Here is a 24,064-nt window from a genome sequence, read left to right as displayed (position 1 = left end):
GAAAAGGAACTAAAGGGGTGATCTCATTGCAGCGTTTCGTAATGTCAGGCTTCCACCGTCCCTGATTCGCTTTATTACGCATGTAACCGCTGCGAGTGTCCCTTTCAAACGTTTATCTCTTGTTAATTTATGATGGTATTATATGCAACATGAGCACGTCATGTCAAGGTGATGCGCTTATTCTTTTTCGTCAAAGACAGCGTCAACTTCATATTCCAGCAAATGATCCCAATCATCATTTTTCAGAAGATCAAGCTGAGCTTCGATGAGCATTTGGAAACGAGTTCTAAAGACTTTCGACTGTTTCTTGAGCTCTTCGATTTCCATTGCAATCTTTCTTGATTTTGATAACGCTTCGTTGATAATACGGTCTGCATTTTTCTCAGCTTCACGAATGATCAATTTCGCTTCTTTATCAGAATGACGCTTCACGTCTTCTGCTGCTTCTTGCGCCACAAGAATGGATTTGTTTAATGTTTCTTCAATTGTTGCAAAATGGCCTAGTCTTTCATCAAGCTCGTTGACTTTGTCTTCAAGCTCGTTCTTTTTGCGAAGTACGATCTCGTAATCTTTACGTACTTGGCTTAAAAACTCATTTACTTCATCTTCGTCATAGCCGCGAAAACTTTTTGTGAACGTTTTATTATGAATATCATTAGGTGTTAATGGCACTCTTGCCACCTCCAGATTCAAATTCGTTATGTCAGAAGCTCAAATGTTACTTTGAATTTATCTTTTTTCGTCTTCCCATCAATTGTTTTTAAGCTAAAGCGGCCAAATCCCCTGACAGAGAGCTGATCACCTTCACCAATTGTAAAGGAAGGGTCTTCAGTGACTTTCCAGTTTACTTTGACAAGACCATTTTTGACCAAAAGCTGTGCTTTTTGCCGAGACTGACGGCTGACAGCAGCACATACAGCGTCAAGCCGCAGTGAAGAAATCGTATCTTCTTTGATATCGGTTTTGCTGATGACTGGCTGAAGATCTGCCTTGCTGATTTCCTCTAATGAAACAGATGCTCTGCCGACATGCGTCAGCTGAGCCCGAACAAAATCGGCAACATCGCTTGTACAAATAAATTGCACGTTGTCCTCTGAAAACAACAAATCACCGAATTTTTGACGCTTCAGGCCTGTCCCAATGAGCGAACCGAGAAGGTTGGGGTGTTCTATCGAAATAAACTTTTTCGCATAGTTCACCTGAAAATAAGTCAGTTCAAAATCCTGTATGGTCGGTGCTAAATAGTCAGGATAGATCAAAGCCCTTTTCCGCTCTGCTTCCTCATACCCGCCAAAAAACATGAGACCCAGTTCATCAGAATGCTGAATCACGGACTGGGTAATGAACTGCTCACGCGGATCAAGAAAGTCTGTTAATTTCATTCGATATTGATCGAGTGCGATGTTTTTCCAGCCTAATACTTGGTCGACAAATGGCTGTTCGTCTTTTCTAAAATGTTGATAAATATCGCTCATTTTGTTCCCCTTTTATGTAAAAGAGCCTGGCAGATGCCAAGCCCGGCAGCCTGTTTACATGAATCGTACAATCATATTATAAAGACCAGTTAGTCCATACAATGATGCGAAACGAATCACAAGCAATGCCACAATTGGCGAGATGTCTATCATGCCAATTGGCGGAATAATTTTACGGAATGGTTCTAAATACGGTTCGCAAATGTTTGTCAAGAAGCGACCAATCGCTGTTTCTCTTGCAGATGGTACCCATGACATAAAGATGTAAATAATGATCGCGAATGAGTAAATCGTTAATACAGTCTGTAGAAACTGGAAAATGTAATATAGAGTCACTTTGGTTTACCACCTCTGAGGTTCTTCCTCTGTCAATAGCTCTGATATTGTGCCAGATACATCCACATTATCAGGAGTGCAGAGGAATATATTCGAGCCAATACGCTGAATGTCTCCACCGATTGCATAAACCGTTCCGCTTAAGAAGTCGATGATTCGCTTTGCTTGATCGTGCTGAATGCGCTGCAAATTGACGACGACTGCACGCCGATTTTTAATATGATCTGCAATCTCCTGTGCCTCTGCATAAACACGCGGCTCACTTAACACCACTTTAGAGGATTTTTGCACGCTTTGCAAGCTGACGACATTTTGTTTTCCTGCCTGAGGACGCTCTTGAAATGCCGCTTTATCTTTTGTGTTTTTTTCTTCTTGTGCTGGTTCTCTTTCTTCATCAATATATTCGTACTCATACTCTTCATCATCGAGTGTGAAGAAGCTTTTAAACTTATTTTTTATGCTCATGTCACGCACCTCCTGTTTCATTTCCAACAAGTGAAGAGCCAATCCGAACAAATGTCGCACCTTCTTCAATTGCGATTTCAAAATCGTTTGACATGCCCATCGATAAATGCTGACAAGGTGCATTTACTTGGTTCAGTTGTTTTACCTCTTGTTGAAGGCTTTTTAATGTTTTAAAACAGTTTCGTATCACCGTGTGATCATCTGTAAATGGAGCCATCGTCATGAGTCCAGCAATTTCAATATGTTTGAAATCAGCCAGCTGTTTGACAAATGGAATCACGTCTTCGCTTTGTAAGCCGTGTTTTGACTCCTCAAGTGATGTGTTCACCTGTACAAAACAGCGAACCGTGTGATCCGCTCTTTTTTCAATTTCATTCGCAAGAGACATTCTGTCTAGCGAATGTAAGTAGTCAATGGTCTGAATGACAGATTTCACTTTTCGCGTCTGTAAACTGCCGATGAAGTGCCAGCTAATGTTTTCATCGGTTATGGCTGCCTGTTTTTCAAGTAACCCTTGGTCACGATTTTCACCAAAGTGCAAAATTCCGGCATCCTTGGCTTCTAATGCTCGTTCAATCGAGACATACTTTGTGACAGCGACAACCGATACATCGTCTGGATGTCTACCTGCTCTTTTACATGCTTCGTTTATTTGTTCATTTATTTGTCTGAGATTCTCTCGTACATTCAATTGCACTTATGCCTCCTTAAACCCGACAAAAGACATCATACGTCCTGTTTTCCCTTGATCACGCCGGTGTGAGAAGAAATGCTGCTCATTGCAACTTGTGCACATCGAACTGACATGTATGTTTTCTTCTTTTAATCCTGCATGAAGTAATACGTTTTTGTTTAGTGTTTTTAAGTCAATTTTGTATTGTCCTTGTGACATCTCGGAATACACATCCTCTGTTGAAAAAGGAAGCTGTTTCACTTGATCTATGACAACATCATCTACTATGTAGCAGCAGCTGCCAATGGATGGTCCAATGACGACTTGTATATGATCGGCATCAGCGCCTTCTTGGCGAACCCATGCATCAACCATGTTGGCGCCAATTTGTTTGACGGTTCCTTTCCAGCCGGCATGAGCCGTTCCAATCAGCCCAGATTGCGGTGCTAGAAAATAAAGCGGAACACAGTCAGCGAAACAAAGAGCGAGCATGATGTTTGGTTCAGAGGTGTATAAACCATCTGTTCTAGAGAGCGCTTCATCATACTGAAGACTTCCTCTTCCCTTTTGTTCCTTCGTGACTTTCATGATGCGATCCTCGTGTGTTTGGTCAGCAAACACCCAATTAGAGAGCGGCACAGCAGTAGCATCTGCAATGACTTGACGATTCATTTGGACACTAGAAGCATCATCTCCTACATGGAGTCCAGTGTTCATTGATTGATATGGAGAAAGACTAAAGCCGCCATTTTTTGTCGTAAAACCGGCCAATATCTCTTTTCCAGAACATGTCATGTTCGTCCAATCATGAATCAGCATTGCATAAGGTGATTTCTGCTGAAAGGGGTCATATTTGTCTATCAAAGCTGCCTCCCACCTTTCATTCATCTCTCTTTATATCGCTCCTATTTTACCACAAGACCTGCTAAGACAGTTAGTGGGATTCATTAAATATTACACTCAAATGTGCCCTTTCTACAGGTTTTTTTTCAAATTGATATGAAAACGTAATCTTTTTACCCGAAAAAGACATTGATTGCTGAGAATGGAGAGCTTGTTTTAAGGAAAATTTGATCTATTAGTTGAGGAATTTACACAAATTAAGAAGACAAACGGACAAGTATCACATCTTCGCCAATTTTTACTATATTTCGCCACGGGACAATCATTTCCTCTTCTTTTCCGAAAAATCCCATCATTTTACCTGTACCGCCAATGATAATCGCTTGTATTTTACCGCTCGTGACATTGATTTCAATGTCTCCAATAGTACCTAATTTTTTTCCGCTGGACACATCGACGACATCTTTGATTTGGAATTCAGAAATACTGATCATCTGTCCTTCCCCGCCTTTCGTTTTCTACTATAATATGTATGATGGAAAAGCAGGGAAGCAGACCAATAGTTTCTCTTATCTACAATTTACTTAAGTGAGGACGGCCGTTTTGCCACATGACTTCGACTGGACATTCAAAAAAGGAAGAAAGCAAGTCACTTGTCATCATCTGCTTTGTCTCCCCTTTATGAAAAACAGTACCTTCTTTTAATAATAAAGTGTGCTGAAAAATCGGGAGAATCTCTTCTGCATGGTGGGTTGTATAGAGCAATGTGGGCGCATTTGGTTTTGATGCAATCAATGAGATCGTCTCTAGCACCTGTTCTCTTGCTAAAAAATCAAGACCCGTCACAGGTTCATCTAATATTAGGAGCTTCGGATCATTCATTAAAGCTCTTGCGATGAGCACTTTTTGTTTCTCTCCTTGCGAGAGGGTTTCATACGTGCGATTGGCATATTGAAACGAGCCAAATGTTTTTAATAAATCAATCGCCTTCTCTCTTATCTCATCTGTCGGTGTTTCATACAGTCCGATGGAAGCAAATGCCCCGCTCAAAACAATTTCAAATGCATTGTCATCTCTGTGCAGCTTCTTTTCAAGACCAGCAGAGATGAGACCAATTTTCTTCCTTAGTATTTCACCAAGCGCTTCCTTGCCAAACACATGGCCTAACACCGTCATCTCACCTGACGTTGGAAAATAATATGAGCAAAGCATATTTAATAAAGCCGTTTTCCCAGCACCATTTAAACCATAAAGCACCCAGTGTTCCTGGTTTTTCACCTGCCAGTCAATAGAACGAAGCAGCCATTTTCCATTTCGTTTTAAAGAAACATCCTTCAAGTCAAGCGACACGATCTTTTCCCCCTGAATAAAAATTCTGAATATACAAATAATAACGTCTACAGCATATCGCAAATGTTTCAATCAGTAAACCTAACGCAAAAAAGCTGCTCCCTATAAGGAACAACTTTTTCCATGGTTACGAAATTTCAATTCGTACGCCTTCTTTAATATCAGGAAACGTATGCGGGGATGCAAAGACAGCTCCCGGTAATACATCATCAAACGGCTCTTGGAAGTAGATCGAAATATGGCCGAGTTCCTTAAAGTTGTCATTTGCTTTATTGCCTAAAGCAGTAATGGTATAAGTTTGGTCGCCCACTTGAATCGTTCCGCCTAATTTTAGCGGCTCTTCTTCTAAGTGTTCAAACTCATGAATGACAGACATATCTCTTAATTCCTGCGGCGCTGCTGGTCCAAATAAAACAATCAGCTTATCTTCTTTAAACTGCGGGACTAAGATCCCAATTTCTTTTACGACAGATTGTGTTACCATGTATCTCGATTCCTCCTTTAATACGTTTAATACATACCGAAGCTGGCAACGTATGCGATCACAACAGATAGAACGCCTGTAATGAGACGGCTATACAAAACAGCTGGTACCCCATATTGTACCGTTTCCGGCTTCGCTTCACCAAGTGATAGCCCAACCGGGATAAAGTCACACCCTACTTGACCGTTGATCGCAAACAGTGCTGGAAGAGCAAATTGAGGCGGAATGTTTCCTAGTGCAATTTGACTACCAATCAGTACACCGATGACTTGTGCGATGACTGCCCCAGGTCCTAAGACAGGCGACAGGAACGGTAAGGTACAGACAACAACGAGCAGTAAGAGCCCCCATAAAGATCCTGCCAAAGGTGAAAGGAAATGGGCAATCAGATCACCGATTTTTGTATAATTGATAATTCCAATTAACATACTGACAAAGGCCATGAATGGAATAATGTTTTTAAGGAGCATATCAACAGAATCACGACCAGCTTGATAGAATGTGCCGGTTACTTTTCCGATTCCTCTTGAGAATCTCATGAGGAAATTCCCTTTTTCTTGACGTTCGATATTTTCCTCTTTCAGTTTTGAATAGGTTTCTTTGAAATTCTCTTTGTCAATTGGGCCGCTGCTTTCTTGACCTTCTACATTCCCTTCACTATCAGATGCTTCAGCAAAGGAAATATCTTTTTCTGTGACACCTGATACGAAGATATCCTCTGTAATGTGTTTTGCAAGCGGTCCAGAAGGAGAGGATGCCAGCACATCGACAGTTGGAATGCGTTTCATTGGATAAAGTCCGATTCGCGCTGTTCCTCCGCAGTCAATGACAACACACATCATTTCATCTTCTGGTATAGAATTTTTAAAGCCATCACATGCTTCTGTCCCTGTCATTTCTGCAATTTTTCGTGCAACTGGGTGAATGCCTCCTCCTGTAATGGAAACGACCTTTCTTCTTTTACCGGTTGGTTCAAGCTCTAATCCTTTTCCCCATCCGCCAGCACCTTTTGCAACAAATACTTTGTGGTTTGTCATGTCTAACCCTCCCCTATTGTGAATTCGCTTTCATTTTTCCTGCTAAGTACTTTGTGATCCATTCCGTAATGATTCCGCGAAGTAAAATGACAACGATCCCGACTAAGAAGTAACGAACAGCCAGCTCTGACATAGAGTATCCAGCTTCTTTAATCCCGTTCGCAATTCCTAAGTAGACAAACAGTTCTCCTGCGTTGGCATACGGGAACAGCGATGTCACCGGATGAACAAATGAAACAGCTGAATCATAGAATGCTGGTTTTTGTTTTTCAGGTAAGAAGCGGCCAAACGTATAAGCCATTGGGTTTGTCAAAATAAGAACGGATAAGATCGGCATTAACGTATAGCGCAAAATGGTATATTTCGCTGCAAACTGAATCGCTCTATTCACTCGCTCTTCTCCAATAAACTTCATGACAGCATAAGTGAAAGTAAGTAACACAACAAGCGTTGGAACGATACCTGTCACAAGACCCATGAACTGCTTTCCGCCGGCTTCAAACATCCCGATAAAGTGCTCTCCAAACCATTGAATCCATTCCATGTTTCATCTCCCCTTTCTTAGTTCACATTTGTTATATTTTTTTTAGAAATCGAGACAAGCGCCTGCTCCGCTGCCATGGAGAGTGCTTGCATGACAGCTGGTCCCCTTTTGCGCTTTTTCAATGTTTGTTTCATCATGTGATGCTCATCAAGCACAGCCCCCACATGTTTTCCTTCATAGGAAGGCAGTTCCTTAAATTTAGACAAAATCGAGACGCCACCCAGCACATGACACTTTTGAATGATGTATGATTCATCGACAATGATGAGCGCAATGGCTCCAGGACCAAATTTGCGCCGCTCCATTCCTGAAAACAAGTGATAGCCTTGTTTCCCTTTATAGTCGTCAATCAGTGAATCCATGCTCTTGCGGTAGTACTTGATTTGAATAAACGATAAACCATACTGCACAATCAGAATGATACAAAGTACGATTGCTAATTTTTCCATAGCCTCACGTCCTTATGATTGAAATAAGTGATCTTGTAATGAACGCAGCTTCCAGACCGTTGTGCTTGCATCAAGTTCTACATCATCATGAGATAGGAATTGCCCCAATTTGATATCTTTTTTCGCTACCACTTTTCCGCTGATTAAGCCAATTGGGATGTGGCCGTTCGCTTTCATGTCTTGATGTGTTTCAAGTACACCTCTTACGGAGTATCCGCCAATACCATCAAGTGTTTCTCCTGCTTTAATATCTCTTTTCGCCACAGCGACAGTTTCTGATACTGGTACACCAATTGGATGGATTGAAGAATCGTGTTGTAAGACTGCTTTTGCGATCGTCACTGGTGTTTCAAGACTTGCTAAGTGGAAAGGACGATACAGTGTGTAGTGAGGACCTTTTCCAACTTTTAAGTAGCGAAGTTCTTCATCTACTGGCTCAAGATCACTCTTGACGATGACAAAGACACCTGGTGCCAGTCCGTTTACATATTCAACGACTCCGAAGTTATCCAGTACGCCGCCCTGCTGTTTTTGATTTAATTTATCTGCTACATTTTCTAAATTCGCTTCTACTCCATGCATGCCGACTTTATCAGGCAAAAGTCCTGTTGCATTACTTAATAGGTTCATTTCTGCCATCGTTTTTGTTCCGTCTTGGAATGCTGCTAGCATGTGGGCACTCATATGTTTACTATCTGCTTCAGCTTTACACGTATCTGGGTTTGCTTCTGGGAAGAATGGGTTGTTCTTACCTTTCCCAGCAACCAATACTTCAAGCCCCATTGTTTTTGCAAATTCGTATAGTTCTAGCGTTGCTGCTGGTTCATCTCCAGCTGATCCAGAGTAAACAAGTCCTGCATTCGTGAATAATTTATGCATGACCAAGCCGATCGTAATATCGACTTCTACATTTAAAAGAACAAGATGTTTTTTTGAATTAAGCGCTTCCAAAGAAATGTTTGCTCCGACCTCTGGAACACCTGTTGCATCCACAACGACTTCCACAGTATCTGATTGAATCACTTCTCTGTAATCATTTGTGACGACCATTTGATGTGGTTTCGCATGTTGCTTGTAAAAATTCGCTGCTTTCTCAGCTGCACTAAGATGAATATCACAAACACCTGCAACAATCATGCCTGGAATTTTAGAAATTTGTGAAATGAGTCCAAACCCCATTTGGCCTGCCCCGATAATCCCAACTTTGATTGGATCTCCGCTGCGTTCTCGTGCTAACAATTGTTGATAAATTGACATCTAAATCATCCTTTCAGGTTTTCTTGCTTCACAATAGATTGCTAGAAAAATAATCTGAAACTTTTAACAAATGTTATAAAAATTAACAAAAATCTGTCTCTTGTAACATTTGTTATTTTATTTATCATTTGTTATGAACTTAGTTTATATGATGTGTCAACTTTGTGTCAAGATAAAATCGATAAAATTCTCAATCTTTTTGAGTCTAAAGACTCAAAAAAACTACCTAATCGGCTTAGGTAGTTACTTTAATAGGGCATCTCCGGTTTGTTCATCTGTAATTAACACATGAATTAATCCACCTTCTAACGCTGCCCTGATCGCTTCAATTTTTTCTTCTCCTCCAGCGACACCAATCACAAGAGGGATCTCTTTCAGTTTTAGAGGACTGATCCCCATCACCCGGTCGTTCCACGGATGCGGATACACTTCACCTTTATGATCAATAAAGTTATAACAAATGTCACCCGCGACATCTTTCGCTTGCAGGATATCTTCCTCACCACTTGTCATATAGGATTTCACCATCGTTGAATGTTGAGGAACCCCGCCTATTCCTACGACTGCGATATTTGATGATTCTCCTAATTCAATGACTTTTTTGATCGACGGCTGTCTAATGAGTACATCTTTCGCTTCTTTCGTATCAAGCATGACAGGCACATGTAAAAACTCACATTTGGATTTGAGTGCTTCTGAGCATCTTCCAATAATATAGTTGGCATGAATATCAACATCTTCATTTCCGACGCCTCCGACTAGCGGAACAAATGTTACAGACGGAAAATGCTGAACAGACGTAAGCGCTTTCGCCATTTCATGCAAGGTTGTCCCTGATGAAAAACCGATGACTTGTCCATCCTTCATGACTTTTAATAAAAAGCCCGCAGCCGCAGCTCCTATTCGACTTTTTGTTGTTTCTTGACTGAGAGATTCCACACACACGACTTCTCGCAACCCGTATTTTCGCTCTATTTTTCTTTCTAACGAACCATATTGTTGATTTACTTCATCATGAATAATGATTTCCACGATTCCTGCTTCACGTGCTTTTGCCAAATATTTCGATATGAGCGAACGGCTAACCCCAACAGCTTCTGCAATTTTAGATTGAGTGGCGCCTTCTTCATAGTACATATGCGCAACCTTAATGAGCAGCCTTCTTTCATCATGGAATGTCATAATAACCCTTCTTTCCGCTTCTCTATTCCCTCACAAATGATATTTTAAATAACATTTGTTAAAAACAGATTAAATGAAAAAAATAACAGAGTCAATACTACAGATGGGTTCTCTAAAAAGAATGAAAAAAGCCGCACATTAGCGGCGGCTTTAAAAAATATTTTTATTCATTTGTTTGATTGCTGCTTTTTCAAGCCTTGATACTTGTGCTTGAGAAATGCCGATTTCTTCTGCCACTTCCATTTGTGTTTTGCCTTGGAAGAAGCGTTTGCGAAGAATCATTTTTTCTCGATCATTCAATCTGCGCATTCCCTCTTTTAAGGCCAATTCTTCTACCCATTGTGTATCTTTGTTCCGTTCATCACTAATTTGATCCATCACATAAATCGGATCTCCTCCGTCATTATAAATCGGTTCAAACAAAGAAACAGGATCTTGAATGGCATCTAGGGCAAAAACAATTTCCTCATGAGGGACTTCTAACACTTTGGCAATGTCTTCTGCCGTTGGTTCCTTGCTTGTCTCACTAATCAGTCTCTCACGGACTTGAAGCGCCTTATAGGCAATATCTCTTAGTGAACGAGACACCCGGATGGGGTTGTTATCGCGCAAGTATCGACGGATTTCTCCTATGATCATAGGGACCGCATAAGTTGAAAATCTGACATTGTGGCTTAAATCAAAATTATCAATTGATTTCATTAATCCGATACAGCCTACTTGGAAGAGATCATCAACATACTCGCCTCTGTTGTTAAAACGCTGAATCACACTTAAAACCAACCGCAAATTGCCATTGACTAGCTTTTCTCTTGCTGTATCATCACCTTCATCTTGCAGCTGTCTGAATAATTTTCTCATCTCGTCGTTTTTCAGAACAGGCAGTTTGGAGGTGTCGACTCCGCAGATTTCCACTTTATTTCTGGACACTTTTTTCCCTCCCTACAGGAGCTGTTGTACAAAGTTCAGTATCTCCGTGGGATGGAAAAATATGCACGGTCTACGACGAGAAAGATGTGAAAAAATGGTGATCCCTTTGACAGTGCAGGGATAAAGCTTTCAAAAAAATTTTTTTAGACCATCTTATTAAATTCTTTTTGCAATCGTTTAATAATTCTTTTTTCGAGCCTTGAAATATAGGACTGAGAAATACCAAGCATGTCGGCAACATCTTTTTGGGTTTTTTCTTCACCGCCAACTAAACCGAACCTCAGTTCCATGATCTGTTTTTCACGATCGTTTAATTGTTCTAACGCTTTTTTCAGTAATTTTTTATCGACATTTGCTTCAATATCCCGGGTGATAATATCATCATCTGTCCCAAGCACATCTGATAAAAGCAATTCATTTCCGTCCCAGTCGATGTTAAGCGGTTCATCAAAGGATACTTCTGAACGGATTTTATTATTTCGGCGCAAATACATCAAAATCTCATTTTCAATACATCTAGACGCATATGTGGCCAGTTTGATCTTTTTTTCTGGATTAAACGTATTTACTGCCTTTATGAGGCCTATCGTTCCGATACTAATCAAATCCTCAATGTTAATGCCTGTGTTTTCAAATTTTCTTGCGATATAAACGACCAATCGCAAGTTTCTTTCGATCAAAATGGCTCTTGCTGTTTGATCCCCTTTAGGTAATTTAACGAGCAATTCTTGTTCTTCATCCTTTGATAACGGCGGAGGCAGTGCCTCACTTCCACCAATATAATAAATCTCATCACTCTTTAGCCCTAGCTTCATGAGGAGTTTATACCAGTAGTAAGTGAGTTTAAATTTTAATTTTTTCATCTTCTTCTCCCTTCTAAATGTCCAGTTGACTTCGTAAGATAAAAGACATCACAAAAAAACTACGACACCCCTTGTATCATTTTTCCGTCTAACATCTCTGGATGAATGATGGATTGAAATTCCTGATCTGCTGATAATCCACTTAGACTCATCCCAACAAAACACTTCGCTGGCTGGATCATATGCGTTTTTGTATAAAGGACGACCGTATCTGGTTTAAAGCATAGTAGAAACCCGTGATCATGACCGACTGCGCGATACGGAACGAGTCTTAAACGATCGAGCAGCGGAAAATGGTCATCGAGCTTTTGCATCACTTCAACAGGATGAAACTGTTTCATTTTTTCTATAAATGGCTCTCCGAAAATAGATGTGAGCTGATCGAGCTGGACGATCATGACAGGTGTTTTCGTCAATGGATCATACAGCTGATTTCCAGAATCGACTAGACCATTTAAGCGGATCGTTTCTCCTTGAATGTGTATCTCCACAAGTACTTGTTCGTCATATTGTCTTTTTTTCGCACCAACCTCTCCTAATCGTTTCTTTGAAAACAGCCAAATGGCCGGAAAGCCAGTGAGAACAAAAAGCCAGCTAATGGGATCACCAAATCCATCATTTTGTGAAATAAGCAGTCCATCTTGAATGACTGTATTTGTCTGCAAAAACGAATGAACCCCGATCATGCCCCCTCCCATCAAAAATGTGACAAAGTAAAAAGCAAACAGGTTTTGAAAAAAGGAACGAAATCTTTGAAAGCCAAAGGTTCCAAGCACGATCAAGACAGAAAAAAGCAGTTTGCCTAAAGGGTGCGACACAATCATTGCAAATGGCGTAAAGAGCAAGAGAACAATGCTCGATCCAATGAGAGCTCCTAACATATATCGCCTTTTTTTCACTTGTCGTTTGAGAATAAATGCCGTGAGTAAGAGCAGCAATAGATCAAAACAAAAGTTTAACAGCCAAATGACATCTAAATAAATGACCACCTTCTGCTCCTTTCATCTGAAACAAAGAATCAAAAGCAGTACTTGCACTTGTTTGTACCAGTATAAAACAGTCATCGGATGGAAGTCTGTCAATTCTTGTAGGGGATGATAGAGAACTTTTGGTGGATTGTTATCGTTTTTGTCGACGTATGAGACAGAAAGAACATCCGAATGATTTGTTGGACAAGTGTCTCCTCTACCCATTGCACAAAAAAAGACACGCTCCGAAGAGTCGTGTCTTTTTCGCTGTCATTCTTTCTCATTGATGGTGAGTGTTCCTTCTGCCTTCTGTCTTGTGACATTTCCATAATCATCTTTGACAATGACTTCAATCACTGCACCTTTTGCTTTTGCAATAGATGTCGCCGTCCAGTAGCCTTCATACGTTCCCGGTGCTACTTCACGAATCGGCAGTTCGGTTGTGTTTTGAAGTTTTGATCTAGCATTTGTCAGCGGCATATGAAGAACAAAGGTGGCATCTAGCTTTTCCCTGCTTTTAAATGAAATCTTAACCGATTCACCTGATGATAGATTCATATTATCTTTTGGCGTTAATTCAGAAATGACAGGTGCATCATATTGAACATCGATGTCGACCTTTTTAGTCGTTTTGTTTCCAGCTGCATCTTTTGCTGTCACTTTGATTGTATTTTTCCCGTTCTCAAGCAGCACCCTTGCAGAATATGCCCCATCCTTTACAGTCGCTTTTTTTCCATTGACTGTGACTTGATCTAGATAATCATCCGCTACTTTCCCTTCCACCGTGAGTGATTCTCTATTAGACTTGTCGCCTTTTTTCGGTGTATCAATGGTCAACGTCGGTGCTGTTTGATCGATGATCACCTTGACTGGCTTGGAATGTTTTGTTGAGCCTTTATCCGTTACAGTCGCCGCCGTGAAGACATGCTCTCCACTTGGAACAGATACATTTTCTTTGAAAGTACCCGACTCATCTGATTTGACGTTGGCCACCTCTTCATCATTCTGATAAATGGCCACATCGAGACCCGGAGAGGCTGTGCCTTCAATCGTCAATTCACCTTGATTTGTAATGGTTCCTTCCTTTGGAGAAGTGATTTCTGGTACATCTGCTTCATAGTTTACGAGCGCACGAATCATATAATTCCCCTCTTCTTTCGGAGAAGGAGAAAAAGCACCGCTCGTCAGCTGCCAGCTTCTTTCAGCATTAGGGCCATCTTCATCTGTGGCAAGTCCCGGCGATTCGGTATTCTTTTTCGTTTGAATATAAACAAGATAGAAATCACCATCTACTGTAATGGCTTGATCTTCTAAATCTACTTTTGTCCATTCACCATTACGCAGTGCATTTGCTTTTAAAGGTCCTGCGATTTTCTCACCTGGTGCGCCACCCTTCCCAGAAGCATCATATACTTCAACAGCAAATTCATCGCCTCCAGGAGCTGGCCATTCTGATGTCCAAAACCGGAAAAGACCACCTGTGACTTGTGCTTGTTTCTTTCCTTTTTCTAATGAAAACTTCACAGCCCAGCCATTGCCAGGATCGTAGAAAGCCCGTGCATTTTCAGCCGTTCCATCATCGTAGCCAATCTCTCCCGGAAAACCGATAAAAGGCTCAAGTTTCACTGACTTTTCAAGTGGCTTTTCCGTCACATCCGCTGTAAACGTATAGCCTTTAAACCCCTTTGCAAAAATTTTGACTGTATAGACACCGCTTAATGCCTCTAGAGAAAATTCACCGGATTCATCTGTTTTCACCGGCTCAATTTTTGCGTCCTCCACAAGATAAACAGTTGCATTCTTCACCTTTTCACCAGTTGTTTCATTGACGACCGTGCCGGAGATCGTTCGTTTCTCTAGCGGCTGTAAGGAGAAATTCGCTTCTGCTGTTTCTTTTGATGCCACTTTGACTTTTTGGGACCGTGATTCAAAGCCGTAAGCTTCCGCTTTCACTGTCCATTCTCCTGCTCCTTGAGACAGCTGATATTTCCCTGTCGCTTCATCGGTGGAAGTTGATTTTCCGCTTTCTAGAACACTGATTTGCGCTTTCATTGGAAGAGCTTGAATAGATGGAGCATCATGACTGTTTTGCTTTTGAATGTGTACATGTTTATTTTTTACTTTAGCAGGCTTTGCCTTTTTTGGATCAACTGATTTCTTATTCTGGCTTGTGGATTTTTCTTTTTTGATCACACCTAGCTGGTTCTTAGCTTGTTGAGACAAAGCCTCATCTGTGATTTTCACATCATCTAAATAAAAGCCATCTTTTGTGACACTGCCATCTGTTCTTATCTGAAACAGGACTCTCACTTTTTGACCTTTATAAGCAGATAAATCAACTTCGCCTGCTGTCCACGCATTTGTTTTCCCCGTATAAGCTGTCACTTGAACGGCGTCTTCACCCTCTGGCTGTACATAGACATGCACATAATCATAATTGGCTTCGAGATCATGCCAGTATTGATATTGCAGGTAGGAAGAACCTGAATCTGGTACAGCAATGAGCGGCATAGACAAATTGGCGTCCGTTTTATTTTCATAAGGACTGTCTAAATTGGTGGCATAGACATGTTCCCCGCTAAATGCTTGTTTTGGACCTGTGGACGGTTTTCCCCACTGCCACGGATCTTTTGTTCCACCACTGAACCATCCACTTGGCCATGCTTCAAAATCTTGTGAGTAGCCAGTGGTGATGGATGTTTTAATTGGAAGTGTATAAGAATCTGATGCCGCTTCATTTTCTCCAAAATCTTTCACAATCCATCGGTACGTCACGTTTTCCCCCTCAAGTTCAGGGAGCTGCACCGTATAGTTTCCTTTCAAATGATTTCCATCCGTGCGGTTGGCTTGCAACGTCTCCCATTCACCTTGATCTACTCGGTAAGTCAAAGAAACATTTGTCACTGCTATCCCATCTTCTGCAGTGATGGTCAATGGGGTTGGCGTTGCAGCAAAAATTTCATTCGGACCTTTATGTGAAAAAACAGGTGGTTCTGTATCTTCTCCCTCTTTTGTCACCTGGCCTTCAATCGTACCGATTCCATTGGTTAAAGCCGTAATCGCCTCTCTTGCATCAACTAACCCTGCCCCATAGCCGTTGTTAGGGGATTCAGGAAATTGCTGATCTGTCAGTGGTTTCGCTGTCTCAATGAGAATTTGCTGAATTTCATCAACAGAAAGGTCTGATTGCACTTGGCGAAGAAGAAGAACAACAGCTGAGACATGCGGACCTGCCATCGATGTACCATTCCACCCATCCTCATATCCTTTTCCCGGGATCGAAGAACGAATGTTTACTCCCGGAGCAGCAATATCTGGTTTCATTACGCCATATGGAGAAGGACCCTGAAGGGAGAAAGACCCTAACTTGTTGTCATGATCTGTTGCGCCTGTAGCAAAGGCTTCTTGATAGTTAGCGGGATTTGCAATCGAACCCGCGCCACCTGGATTGAATAAATCGGTATTACCGGCTGAAAATTCTGGAAAGATGTCTGCTGCTCTCCAAGCATTCACTACATCTTTATACCAATCATCAAGACCTGGGCCACCGCCCCACGAATTATTCACAACATCAGGTGCCTTTTCTGGGTGAGGATTTCCGTTTTGATCTTTCGGTGCTAAAACCCACTCACCGGCATCTAACAGATCAGCATCTGTACCGCCATCTTCTGAAAAAGCTTTCACTGCAATCCATTCTGCTCCCGGTGCGACCCCAATTTGATTCTTTCCATCTGGCTCAGAACCAACCATTGTGCCTGTCACATGGGTCCCGTGCTCCAAGTCATCATAAGGGACTTCAGAGCCTGTCGTGGCATCATACCAATTCAGTTCATGAGATGGTTCGTTCGGACGAGCAGGATCAAACCCGCGGTATTTTTCTTTTAGCGCAGGATGATCCCATTCGACACCTGTATCAATACTTGCCACAACGGTTCCGGTCCCGTCATAGCCTAAATCCCACGCTTCTGGTGCATGCACCTGAGCAATATTCCATTCGACCCCATCTACTGCTTTGATTTGTTTGTTTGGCTTAGCATGCTTCAAATCAACAGGACGATGAAGTTGACGTGTTTCATTCGGCAGCACTTGAGCTACTTCTGGAAAAGAAGCAATCTTTTCCATCACTTCTTTTGTTGCCGTCACAGCTAGACCATTCACAATATAGTAGGAATGAATATCTTTCACTTGCTTATTCTTTTTTTCCTTTTGTAAATACGCTAGGAGCGCTTGCTGCGTTTCATCAGATGTTGCTCTCAGCTCAGATACAACGGATGATCTTTTTGTGTACTGCGTTTTAGCCGCAGTTAATTTTTGTTTTTTTGCTTTTGATACAGCTTCTTTTGCTACTTTTTGTACATTCGTTTGTTCCTTCATTTTGACTAAGAAGGTCACCTTATCTTCCTTTTGAAACTGCTTCTTTAATCTCGAAGAAATCTTGGCTTTTGTTGTCTTAGAGGAAACGGCTTCCTCCTGATATGAGGTAGAAGTCGATTTTGCTTGAACCATCCCAAAGCTTGTCATCGTTAAAGTACCAATCACCAAAAGACTCATGAAACGATAGACGGCGGTTTTGCGAAACTTCACTTTCAATAAAATCCCTCCTCCTCAAATGGTCAAACAGTGTGTATCCTGCCCCTCCCCCTTCTTTTTGATCATGACAAGTTTCATGGTGTTCTCATTAATGTAGTCAAATAAAGTTCAACATTTTGTCGTTTTTTGTAAAGGAAATGAAAAATGATTCTTTTGACTTAAAAGACTCAAGCCAAAACACATACAATAGTTCCAAATAACATGCGGAAACAAGACTTTTATATCAATCAAGCTCAGGATCTTCTCACCATGCAGACATAAAAAACCCCTTCCAAAGGAAGGGGTTGAATCGTGCTTGCTTATCGTTTGTTGCGGTTACGTAAGAACGTTGGGATATCCAATGTATCATCACTTGACTGTGCATTTTGTCTTGGTTGTGATGATGTTTGTTGATGTTCCTCACGTTTTACTTCACGCTTTGGTGGAATGGATTGATTTTGCTTTAATCCTTGTCCTAATGGATTTCTTTGAGGTTTTGTCACTTCCGGCTCTTGCTCAATAAAACCGGTTGCGATGACTGTGACCACAATTTCATCCTTCAAGTTATCATTAATGACAGATCCAAAGATCATGTTGACATCTTCATCAGAGGCTGATGCAACAATATCCGCTGCTTCTTGTACCTCATAAAGACTGAGGTTCGTACCACCAGTAATATTCATGATAACACCTTGCGCTCCATCAATCGCTGTTTCAAGAAGTGGTGAAGAAATGGCTTTTTTCGCTGCTTCAGCAGCACGGTTTTCGCCTGTTGCGACACCAATTCCCATAAGAGCTGAACCTTTGTTAGACATGATCGTTTTCACATCAGCAAAGTCAAGGTTAATTAAACCTGGTGTTGCAATGAGATCTGAGATCCCTTGAACACCTTGTCTTAACACGTTATCTGCTGCACGGAATGCTTCAAGCATTGGCGTGTTTTTATCGACAATTTCAAGCAGGCGATCGTTTGGAATCACGATTAACGTATCAACTGCTTCTTTCATAGAAGCAATCCCTTCAACTGCTTGAAGCTGACGCTTTCTTCCTTCAAATGTGAAAGGACGAGTCACAACTCCAACTGTCAAGGCTCCAGAATCTTTTGCGATTTTCGCAATGACAGGTGCAGCACCCGTACCAGTTCCACCGCCCATACCGGCTGTCACAAAGACCATGTCAGCGCCTTTTAGGACTTCTTCAATTTGTTCTTTGCTTTCTTCAGCAGCTTTTTTACCGACTTCAGGATTCGCACCTGCTCCAAGCCCTCTTGTCAGCTTAGCACCGATTTGCATTTTTGTTTCTGCTTTTGATAAGTTTAACGCCTGTGCATCTGTATTCACTGCAATAAAATCGACACCCTGTACGTCATTTTCAATCATTCGGTTGACAGCGTTATTTCCGCCGCCACCTACACCGATTACTTTAATTGATGCTAGGCCGTCTATATTTGTTTCAAACTCCAACATGCTGAATCCTCCTAATCCGTCGAAAATCTAGTTCTATTCCCAGAACATATTAAATAGTTTTTTCATTTTGCCCGGTTTTTTATTTGTCTCTTGTTGCGCTTTTTGTTTCACTTTCGGTCTTGGCTGAGCTTCTTTTACTTGTGGTGTAGAAGAAACCGGCTCCATGGACGCGCCTACTTCATGAAATGCTTCATCCGGCATTTGGAATCCAACCTGTCTGCCCTGAATCTTTGCATTGCGATAAGCAAAATGGATCAGGCCCACTCCTGTCATATATTGAGGTTCCCTGACCCCAATATAATTAGGACTTGCGATTCTTACATTGTTTTGTAAGACCGTTTGTGCCAGAGAAAGGATACCTGGTATAGCTGCCTGTCCACCTGTTAGAACGAATCCGCCAGGCAAATCATGGACACCCATATTGCGTAATTCCTCTGCCACAAAAAGCAGAATCTCTTCCAATCGTGCTTCAATGATATTGGCTGCTTCAAGTTGTGTATACGTCTGTTTTTGGTCCGTACCGATGACGGAAACTTCAAATGTCTCCTCAGACGATGCCTCATCATAGAATGCATGCCCAAATTGCTTTTTGATTCGTTCAGCTTCTTCAGTGGAAGTTCTAAGTCCTATAGACAAATCTTTTGTAATGTTCTCTCCGCCCAATGGGATACTGTGAGTAGAATAGAGATGCCCGTTTTCAAATACGGATATCGTAGTAGAGCCGCCGCCAATATCGACAAGAGCTACCCCTAGATTTTTTTCATCTTTCGATAACGCCGCTGAACCCGATGCGAGTGGCTGCAAGCAAATATCCATAATTTCAATACCAGCCCGCTCTACACATCGGAGCCAGTTATGTAGAATCGTTTTAGAACCTGTGATTAACGATCCATCCACTTCTAGCCGTACACCTAGCATTTTTTTCGGATCTGTGATCTCATCTCTTCCGTCGACGATAAATTGTCTCGGAATTACGTCTACTACGAGATGTTCTTGCGGAATAGATACTACCTGTGCAGCATCCAAGACACGTCTCACATCTTCAGCATGTATTTCTTTATTTTCACTAGACACTGCGACCACGCCGCTCGTATTCTGAATATGAATGTGGTTTCCGTTAATTCCGACTATCGCCTTTTGTAAAGGAAAACCTACCATTCTCTCAGCCTGTTCAAATGCTTGTCTAATAGAATGAACTGTTTCATCTATATCAACAATCGATCCTTTTTTTAACCCCTCTGAAGGGACATTTCCAACACCTATAATGTTAAGCGAATCATCCGCCATTTCTCCGACGATGACTTTTATATTGGATGTACCGATGTCAAGGCTGACGTAAATTTCATTGTTGTTCATTCTATGGCACCTCCTCACATATCAATACTTTCTATTCTATTATTTGCTGAACAACAATACAATGAATGTGTTTTTACAAGTGTGTAACAAAACTTAAAAAATCAACATTTTTTATTAGGATTACTGAAAATATTCGTTACATCATATGTATATCCTTTTTTATGACTCACTTTTTTTCTTTTTTTCTCTAGAAATTGTCCATTTTGTTAGTAGAATTCTTCGAATAACGGCGATATTTTGAAACAATCTAACACCGAATGCAAACATTCCGACTAAATACAAGTCTACACCAAGATGGACGCCCAGAAAAGCTAAACTTATTGCGAGTATAATATTAAAGAAGAAACCTGATACAAACACTAGTTCATCGTATGCCCCTTGCAGATGTGCTCTGATTCCACCAATCAATGTATCAAGCGCAGCAAGTACAGCGAGGGAAAGATAGTTAGAATACTCATTCGGTATCGTAAAATTCGTTAAGAAACCGATCGCAACTCCTATGATTAAACCAAGTACAGGAAGCCACATTAAGATTTTCCCTCCTTTACATCGTCAAGAGGCTTCAATTCATTTAATTGAATTGTACCGTCAAATGCTTTTAAATGAATTTTTTTCTTCGGCGGTCTAATACTCAAACTGAAATTTTCCTGAGCAAACAAATCACCAATATCTGATACATTTAAACGGCTGTATAATTTATCGGCCTGCTCACTGACCATCTCAATCGTGACTGTATCACCATCTATGCTGTAACCATCCATTTTCGTCGTACCATTAATATCTCGAATAACACTGGTGTTAATCACCCGGTGTTCATTAATGGAAATATGTTTTGCCCCAAACATATTGGCTTCGTTGATTAATTTTTTCAGAAGATCAGGTGGTATATTTTTGACTTCTTCTCCGGTAAGTTCCTTAGAAAAAAGCTGAGTAATTTCTATTTCAACTCCTTCACCCGTTACCTCTGTAAAACCAGCCTTTTCTTTCAAATCCTTCAACGTTTTTGTTAATTGTGCTTCTTTTGATTGATCTTCTTGGTTGCCATACTTTTTTAGCATTTCATCATATTTATCAATTTCTTTCAATAAATCCAGTTCTTTACTTTTAGATGCAGATAAATCCTCTCTTAATTCCCAAACGTCTCGAGTATCGCGAACTTTAGGCTTTTGTAGAGAGTTAAACTGGATGGAGACCATGATGCCAAATATGACCATCAGGACTGTCAAACTAAGTAATGGCTTCTTTTTCCTCAACACCACTCACCTTTTCACATTTAATCTTTGTTTCTTAGAAGAGGATTCATACGAATATCCTTCTTTTCAATCGTCATGGAAATATGATCACTTGTCAGCTGATCAACCACCCCGCCTGCAATGTTTAATGCAGGAATTAAAACAGCTGGATCTCCAATAGCAGAAATGACAAATGGTGCTGGATGTTGAACACCATCAACCGTGACGACTGGACCATTACAATGTATGTATGATTGGTGTGTGATTCTTTGTCCGTTTATAGCTACAGCAGATGCACCTGATATAAATAGTTCGTTTATCACATGGAAAATGTGGCTCTCATGCACAATGTAATTATTGACATTTTGTCCACTCGGGATATAAGATGCATCTTCAAGAGATACTTTTACCCCTTTCCCTTTTACACCTATTTCTCCTGTAAACATTCTGTATTTCTCAACATCTTCTAAAACATTAAAATACTGCTCTTTTTCATTTTTCAAACCAAACTCTGTTTCTTGGACCTTTGATTGAAGACGATAAAGTTCTTTTTCAAGTTTTTGATTCGCCTTTTCTTGCTTTGTTAGCTGACTTTTCAAAGAATATTCTTTTTTCCATTGTTCTGTTCGATTGACATCTGCTCGATGCTGCTTCGTATATTGGTATGAAAAAGAAATCAGAAATCCAAGAACAAGCATTACAATTGAGAATATGACGGTTTTGCCTCTCAACGTTCATCTTCCTTTTTCTTAGATTTAAAAGCTTCAAAATACGTAGCTACTTCCATATGAATCGTACCTTTCTCAGAGGACGAAAGCTCTTTGACAATGGCAGGGTACGTCGTCATTTTATCTGCGAATGTTTTAATTGATGCAATAACGGTGTTTCCATCATTCATATAAAATTTAACGAGCCACTGATTGGAGCTAGTCGGTACGTAATATACTTCTGAGATTAGTTCCTGAATAGAAGCCGGCAGTTGATTCAGAGCTTTCACTGTTTGCTTCAATTTCTCTTTATTGTCCCAATCGACAAAAATAGGTCCTGCGTGACTTGGTGTTACTTCATCTGGCAAAGCCGTCCCGTTTTCAAGAAGCTCATAATAAAAATGTCCCTTTTGCAGATACGCAATATTTGCATACTCTTTGACAGCAATACTGACCTTATTAGGGAAATGTTTTTTGATACTGACACTTTTAATCAATTTATTTTGCTTTATATGGTCTGCTGTTATATCTTTATTTAAATTCCAAAACTCTGTCTCGCCTTCTTTAATTTGCGAAAGTTTAACGAGCTGTTTTGTTGGTACATGTTCATTACCAGTAATGGTTAAAGAAGAAATTTTACTGATTGGTGTTTGCAAATAGACAATAATTAAAACCATGATAAAAAACAGCAGAATAAAAGAGATTAATCTCCGATTCGCTTTCTGCTTCCTTTGTTCTTTAATTTTAGGGATTCGCTCTTCTATATTGACGATCTTTTCATTTTCATGATCAGGCCGCATATATACTCTTCACCTCATTCAAAGCTGCTTGTCCGCACCTTTGGATCATTCTTTATCTCATATTGATTAGAAAACAAACGGCATGAAAAAATGCCGTTTGTTTTCCTGTGATACCATCATTCATAAGTAGTAGCCTTTAATTTGCTTCACCAATAATTTCTACTTCTGTATGCATCTCTACATTGTAGTCATCTTTGATTTTCTTTTGAATGTACTGAATTAAGTCGAGTACATCTTGAGCCTTCGCCCCACCAGCGTTGACAATAAAGTTTCCGTGCATATCAGAAATTCTAGCGCCGCCAATCTGATATCCTTTTAAATTCGCCTTTTCTACAAGCTGTCCTGCATATTCAGGTAATGGATTTCGGAAAATACTGCCGGCGCATGGTTTATTATACGGTTGTGTTTCCTTGCGATAATCTTTATTTTGCTGCATTTTCTTTGTGATTTTCTCACGTTCGTCCTGTTTAAGCTTGAACACTGCTTCGAGAACAATTCCAGGGCGTTCCTTTTGAAGCACAGAAGTTCGATAGCTAAAATTCATTTGCTCATTAGTTAACCACTCGATCGTTCCATCTTCAAATAAGACTCTCGCTTTCACAAGAATCTTGCTGATATCAGATCCATGTGCCCCTGCGTTCATATAAACAGCGCCACCAATAGATCCTGGAATACCAGCTGCGAATTCCAATCCTGACAGCCCCTGCTTACTAAGAGACGTCGCGAGTCTTACAACTGAATAGCCTCCACCAACTGTAATCTCTTCATCATTGACAGTTAAGTGATCAAGCCCAGCGCCCAGCTTTAAAACGACCCCGCGAATTCCTTTATCAAGGACAAGTAAATTGGATCCTCTCCCAATGACCGTCCATTGAGTATCATGTTTTTTTACCTGATCCATAATTGTTTTGACAGCATCGATATCTTTAGGGATGACTAATAGATCGGCCGGTCCGCCTATTTTCATTGTCGTATGATTTGCAAGCGGTTCATTTTCAAGTACTTTACCAACTTGCGCTTCTAATAATTCATTCTTCAAGTTCTCCATATTACCCTCCGCCTTACCTCATATCATTCA

The 24,064-nt window shown here is 40.7% G+C and carries 25 protein-coding genes; all 25 read right to left on the bottom strand.

Annotated elements, in window-relative coordinates; all coding sequences use genetic code 11:
* Nucleotides 1-177: 177 nt before the first annotated feature.
* Nucleotides 178-672, bottom strand: a complete 495-nt coding sequence (locus NSQ70_RS07515; RefSeq protein WP_008344947.1) for a DivIVA domain-containing protein — start codon at nucleotides 670-672, stop codon at nucleotides 178-180.
* 26 nt (nucleotides 673-698) lie between these two features.
* Nucleotides 699-1,475 (bottom strand): RNA-binding protein, encoded by a 777-nt coding sequence (locus tag NSQ70_RS07510; RefSeq protein ID WP_017367204.1) that lies wholly within the window; start codon nucleotides 1,473-1,475, stop codon nucleotides 699-701.
* A gap of 54 nt (nucleotides 1,476-1,529) precedes the next feature.
* Nucleotides 1,530-1,811, bottom strand: a complete 282-nt coding sequence (locus tag NSQ70_RS07505; protein WP_024720319.1) for a YggT family protein — start codon at nucleotides 1,809-1,811, stop codon at nucleotides 1,530-1,532.
* Between the two features lie 6 nt (nucleotides 1,812-1,817).
* Nucleotides 1,818-2,276: a cell division protein SepF gene (gene sepF, locus NSQ70_RS07500; RefSeq protein WP_017359354.1), complete on the bottom strand. Its 459-nt coding sequence runs from the start codon at nucleotides 2,274-2,276 to the stop codon at nucleotides 1,818-1,820.
* 1 nt (nucleotide 2,277) lies between these two features.
* A complete protein-coding gene (locus tag NSQ70_RS07495) occupies nucleotides 2,278-2,967 on the bottom strand; it encodes a YggS family pyridoxal phosphate-dependent enzyme (RefSeq protein WP_026050091.1) in 690 nt (229 codons plus the stop codon).
* A 6-nt stretch (nucleotides 2,968-2,973) separates the two neighbouring features.
* Nucleotides 2,974-3,837 (bottom strand): peptidoglycan editing factor PgeF, encoded by an 864-nt coding sequence (pgeF, locus tag NSQ70_RS07490; RefSeq protein ID WP_035700679.1) that lies wholly within the window; start codon nucleotides 3,835-3,837, stop codon nucleotides 2,974-2,976.
* Between the two features lie 212 nt (nucleotides 3,838-4,049).
* The gene (locus NSQ70_RS07485) at nucleotides 4,050-4,286 is read right to left on the bottom strand and encodes a YlmC/YmxH family sporulation protein (RefSeq protein WP_342502532.1); all 237 of its coding nucleotides are present in this window, start codon (nucleotides 4,284-4,286) and stop codon (nucleotides 4,050-4,052) included.
* Nucleotides 4,287-4,365: 79 nt separating this feature from the next.
* Complete coding sequence (locus tag NSQ70_RS07480) at nucleotides 4,366-5,142, bottom strand: ABC transporter ATP-binding protein (protein ID WP_342502531.1); 777 nt, start codon at nucleotides 5,140-5,142, stop codon at nucleotides 4,366-4,368.
* Nucleotides 5,143-5,269: 127 nt separating this feature from the next.
* Nucleotides 5,270-5,626, bottom strand: a complete 357-nt coding sequence (locus NSQ70_RS07475) for a PTS glucitol/sorbitol transporter subunit IIA (RefSeq protein WP_007499733.1) — start codon at nucleotides 5,624-5,626, stop codon at nucleotides 5,270-5,272.
* Nucleotides 5,627-5,652: 26 nt separating this feature from the next.
* Entirely contained in the window at nucleotides 5,653-6,663 is a 1,011-nt protein-coding gene (locus NSQ70_RS07470; RefSeq protein WP_024720315.1) for a PTS glucitol/sorbitol transporter subunit IIB, read from the bottom strand.
* 13 nt (nucleotides 6,664-6,676) lie between these two features.
* Nucleotides 6,677-7,207, bottom strand: a complete 531-nt coding sequence (locus NSQ70_RS07465; protein WP_003210918.1) for a PTS glucitol/sorbitol transporter subunit IIC — start codon at nucleotides 7,205-7,207, stop codon at nucleotides 6,677-6,679.
* A 17-nt stretch (nucleotides 7,208-7,224) separates the two neighbouring features.
* Nucleotides 7,225-7,656, bottom strand: coding sequence for a transcriptional regulator GutM (locus tag NSQ70_RS07460; protein ID WP_008354650.1), 432 nt, complete (start codon nucleotides 7,654-7,656; stop codon nucleotides 7,225-7,227).
* A gap of 12 nt (nucleotides 7,657-7,668) precedes the next feature.
* Nucleotides 7,669-8,913: an SAF domain-containing protein gene (locus tag NSQ70_RS07455; RefSeq protein WP_342502530.1), complete on the bottom strand. Its 1,245-nt coding sequence runs from the start codon at nucleotides 8,911-8,913 to the stop codon at nucleotides 7,669-7,671.
* 243 nt (nucleotides 8,914-9,156) lie between these two features.
* Nucleotides 9,157-10,095, bottom strand: a complete 939-nt coding sequence (locus NSQ70_RS07450) for a sugar-binding transcriptional regulator (RefSeq protein WP_024720314.1) — start codon at nucleotides 10,093-10,095, stop codon at nucleotides 9,157-9,159.
* 150 nt (nucleotides 10,096-10,245) lie between these two features.
* Nucleotides 10,246-11,025, bottom strand: a complete 780-nt coding sequence (gene sigG, locus NSQ70_RS07445; RefSeq protein WP_003211879.1) for an RNA polymerase sporulation sigma factor SigG — start codon at nucleotides 11,023-11,025, stop codon at nucleotides 10,246-10,248.
* Between the two features lie 143 nt (nucleotides 11,026-11,168).
* The gene (sigE, locus tag NSQ70_RS07440; RefSeq protein ID WP_007499746.1) at nucleotides 11,169-11,888 is read right to left on the bottom strand and encodes an RNA polymerase sporulation sigma factor SigE; all 720 of its coding nucleotides are present in this window, start codon (nucleotides 11,886-11,888) and stop codon (nucleotides 11,169-11,171) included.
* Between the two features lie 59 nt (nucleotides 11,889-11,947).
* Nucleotides 11,948-12,877, bottom strand: a complete 930-nt coding sequence (gene spoIIGA / locus NSQ70_RS07435; RefSeq protein ID WP_017367198.1) for a sigma-E processing peptidase SpoIIGA — start codon at nucleotides 12,875-12,877, stop codon at nucleotides 11,948-11,950.
* 249 nt (nucleotides 12,878-13,126) lie between these two features.
* Nucleotides 13,127-17,440 carry a S8 family serine peptidase gene (locus NSQ70_RS07430; protein ID WP_342502585.1) on the bottom strand — a complete coding sequence of 1,438 codons (4,314 nt, stop codon included), beginning with the start codon at nucleotides 17,438-17,440 and terminating at the stop codon, nucleotides 13,127-13,129.
* Between the two features lie 305 nt (nucleotides 17,441-17,745).
* Nucleotides 17,746-18,891 (bottom strand): cell division protein FtsZ, encoded by a 1,146-nt coding sequence (gene ftsZ / locus NSQ70_RS07425; protein WP_242731977.1) that lies wholly within the window; start codon nucleotides 18,889-18,891, stop codon nucleotides 17,746-17,748.
* A gap of 33 nt (nucleotides 18,892-18,924) precedes the next feature.
* A complete protein-coding gene (gene ftsA, locus NSQ70_RS07420; protein WP_007499754.1) occupies nucleotides 18,925-20,247 on the bottom strand; it encodes a cell division protein FtsA in 1,323 nt (440 codons plus the stop codon).
* A gap of 159 nt (nucleotides 20,248-20,406) precedes the next feature.
* On the bottom strand, nucleotides 20,407-20,775 hold the full coding sequence (locus NSQ70_RS07415) for a small basic family protein (RefSeq protein WP_003210988.1): 369 nt from the start codon (nucleotides 20,773-20,775) through the stop codon (nucleotides 20,407-20,409).
* Nucleotides 20,775-21,500 (bottom strand): DUF881 domain-containing protein, encoded by a 726-nt coding sequence (locus NSQ70_RS07410; RefSeq protein WP_342502529.1) that lies wholly within the window; start codon nucleotides 21,498-21,500, stop codon nucleotides 20,775-20,777. The genes NSQ70_RS07415 and NSQ70_RS07410 overlap by 1 nt, the downstream gene beginning before the upstream one ends.
* A gap of 20 nt (nucleotides 21,501-21,520) precedes the next feature.
* Nucleotides 21,521-22,210, bottom strand: a complete 690-nt coding sequence (locus NSQ70_RS07405) for a DUF881 domain-containing protein (RefSeq protein ID WP_007499760.1) — start codon at nucleotides 22,208-22,210, stop codon at nucleotides 21,521-21,523.
* A complete protein-coding gene (locus NSQ70_RS07400; protein ID WP_039166792.1) occupies nucleotides 22,207-22,986 on the bottom strand; it encodes a cell division protein FtsQ/DivIB in 780 nt (259 codons plus the stop codon). Before NSQ70_RS07400 ends, NSQ70_RS07405 begins: the two co-directional genes overlap by 4 nt.
* A 136-nt stretch (nucleotides 22,987-23,122) precedes the next feature.
* Nucleotides 23,123-24,034 carry a UDP-N-acetylmuramate dehydrogenase gene (murB, locus tag NSQ70_RS07395; protein ID WP_024720310.1) on the bottom strand — a complete coding sequence of 304 codons (912 nt, stop codon included), beginning with the start codon at nucleotides 24,032-24,034 and terminating at the stop codon, nucleotides 23,123-23,125.
* Nucleotides 24,035-24,064 lie beyond the last annotated feature (30 nt).

This window comes from Bacillus sp. FSL R5-0397, from assembly GCF_038593395.1.
Classification (GTDB): Bacteria; Bacillota; Bacilli; order Bacillales; family Bacillaceae; genus Bacillus; species Bacillus altitudinis.
Note: the sequence above shows the minus strand (reverse complement) of the source record. Positions and strands in the feature narration are given on the sequence as shown.

Excerpts from the sequence above, each read along its gene's own strand:
- NSQ70_RS07510 (WP_017367204.1), bottom strand. The coding sequence starts at position 1,475 with ATGAGCGATATTTATCAACATTTTAGAAAAGACGAACAGCCATTTGTC.
- sepF (WP_017359354.1), bottom strand. The coding sequence starts at position 2,276 with ATGAGCATAAAAAATAAGTTTAAAAGCTTCTTCACACTCGATGATGAA.
- pgeF (WP_035700679.1), bottom strand. The coding sequence starts at position 3,837 with ATGAATGAAAGGTGGGAGGCAGCTTTGATAGACAAATATGACCCCTTT.
- NSQ70_RS07485 (WP_342502532.1), bottom strand. The coding sequence starts at position 4,286 with ATGATCAGTATTTCTGAATTCCAAATCAAAGATGTCGTCGATGTGTCC.
- NSQ70_RS07475 (WP_007499733.1), bottom strand. The coding sequence starts at position 5,626 with ATGGTAACACAATCTGTCGTAAAAGAAATTGGGATCTTAGTCCCGCAG.
- NSQ70_RS07470 (WP_024720315.1), bottom strand. The coding sequence starts at position 6,663 with ATGACAAACCACAAAGTATTTGTTGCAAAAGGTGCTGGCGGATGGGGA.
- NSQ70_RS07465 (WP_003210918.1), bottom strand. The coding sequence starts at position 7,207 with ATGGAATGGATTCAATGGTTTGGAGAGCACTTTATCGGGATGTTTGAA.
- NSQ70_RS07460 (WP_008354650.1), bottom strand. The coding sequence starts at position 7,656 with ATGGAAAAATTAGCAATCGTACTTTGTATCATTCTGATTGTGCAGTAT.
- NSQ70_RS07455 (WP_342502530.1), bottom strand. The coding sequence starts at position 8,913 with ATGTCAATTTATCAACAATTGTTAGCACGAGAACGCAGCGGAGATCCA.
- NSQ70_RS07450 (WP_024720314.1), bottom strand. The coding sequence starts at position 10,095 with ATGACATTCCATGATGAAAGAAGGCTGCTCATTAAGGTTGCGCATATG.
- sigE (WP_007499746.1), bottom strand. The coding sequence starts at position 11,888 with ATGAAAAAATTAAAATTTAAACTCACTTACTACTGGTATAAACTCCTC.
- ftsZ (WP_242731977.1), bottom strand. The coding sequence starts at position 18,891 with ATGTTGGAGTTTGAAACAAATATAGACGGCCTAGCATCAATTAAAGTA.
- ftsA (WP_007499754.1), bottom strand. The coding sequence starts at position 20,247 with ATGAACAACAATGAAATTTACGTCAGCCTTGACATCGGTACATCCAAT.
- NSQ70_RS07415 (WP_003210988.1), bottom strand. The coding sequence starts at position 20,775 with ATGTGGCTTCCTGTACTTGGTTTAATCATAGGAGTTGCGATCGGTTTC.
- NSQ70_RS07400 (WP_039166792.1), bottom strand. The coding sequence starts at position 22,986 with ATGCGGCCTGATCATGAAAATGAAAAGATCGTCAATATAGAAGAGCGA.
- murB (WP_024720310.1), bottom strand. The coding sequence starts at position 24,034 with ATGGAGAACTTGAAGAATGAATTATTAGAAGCGCAAGTTGGTAAAGTA.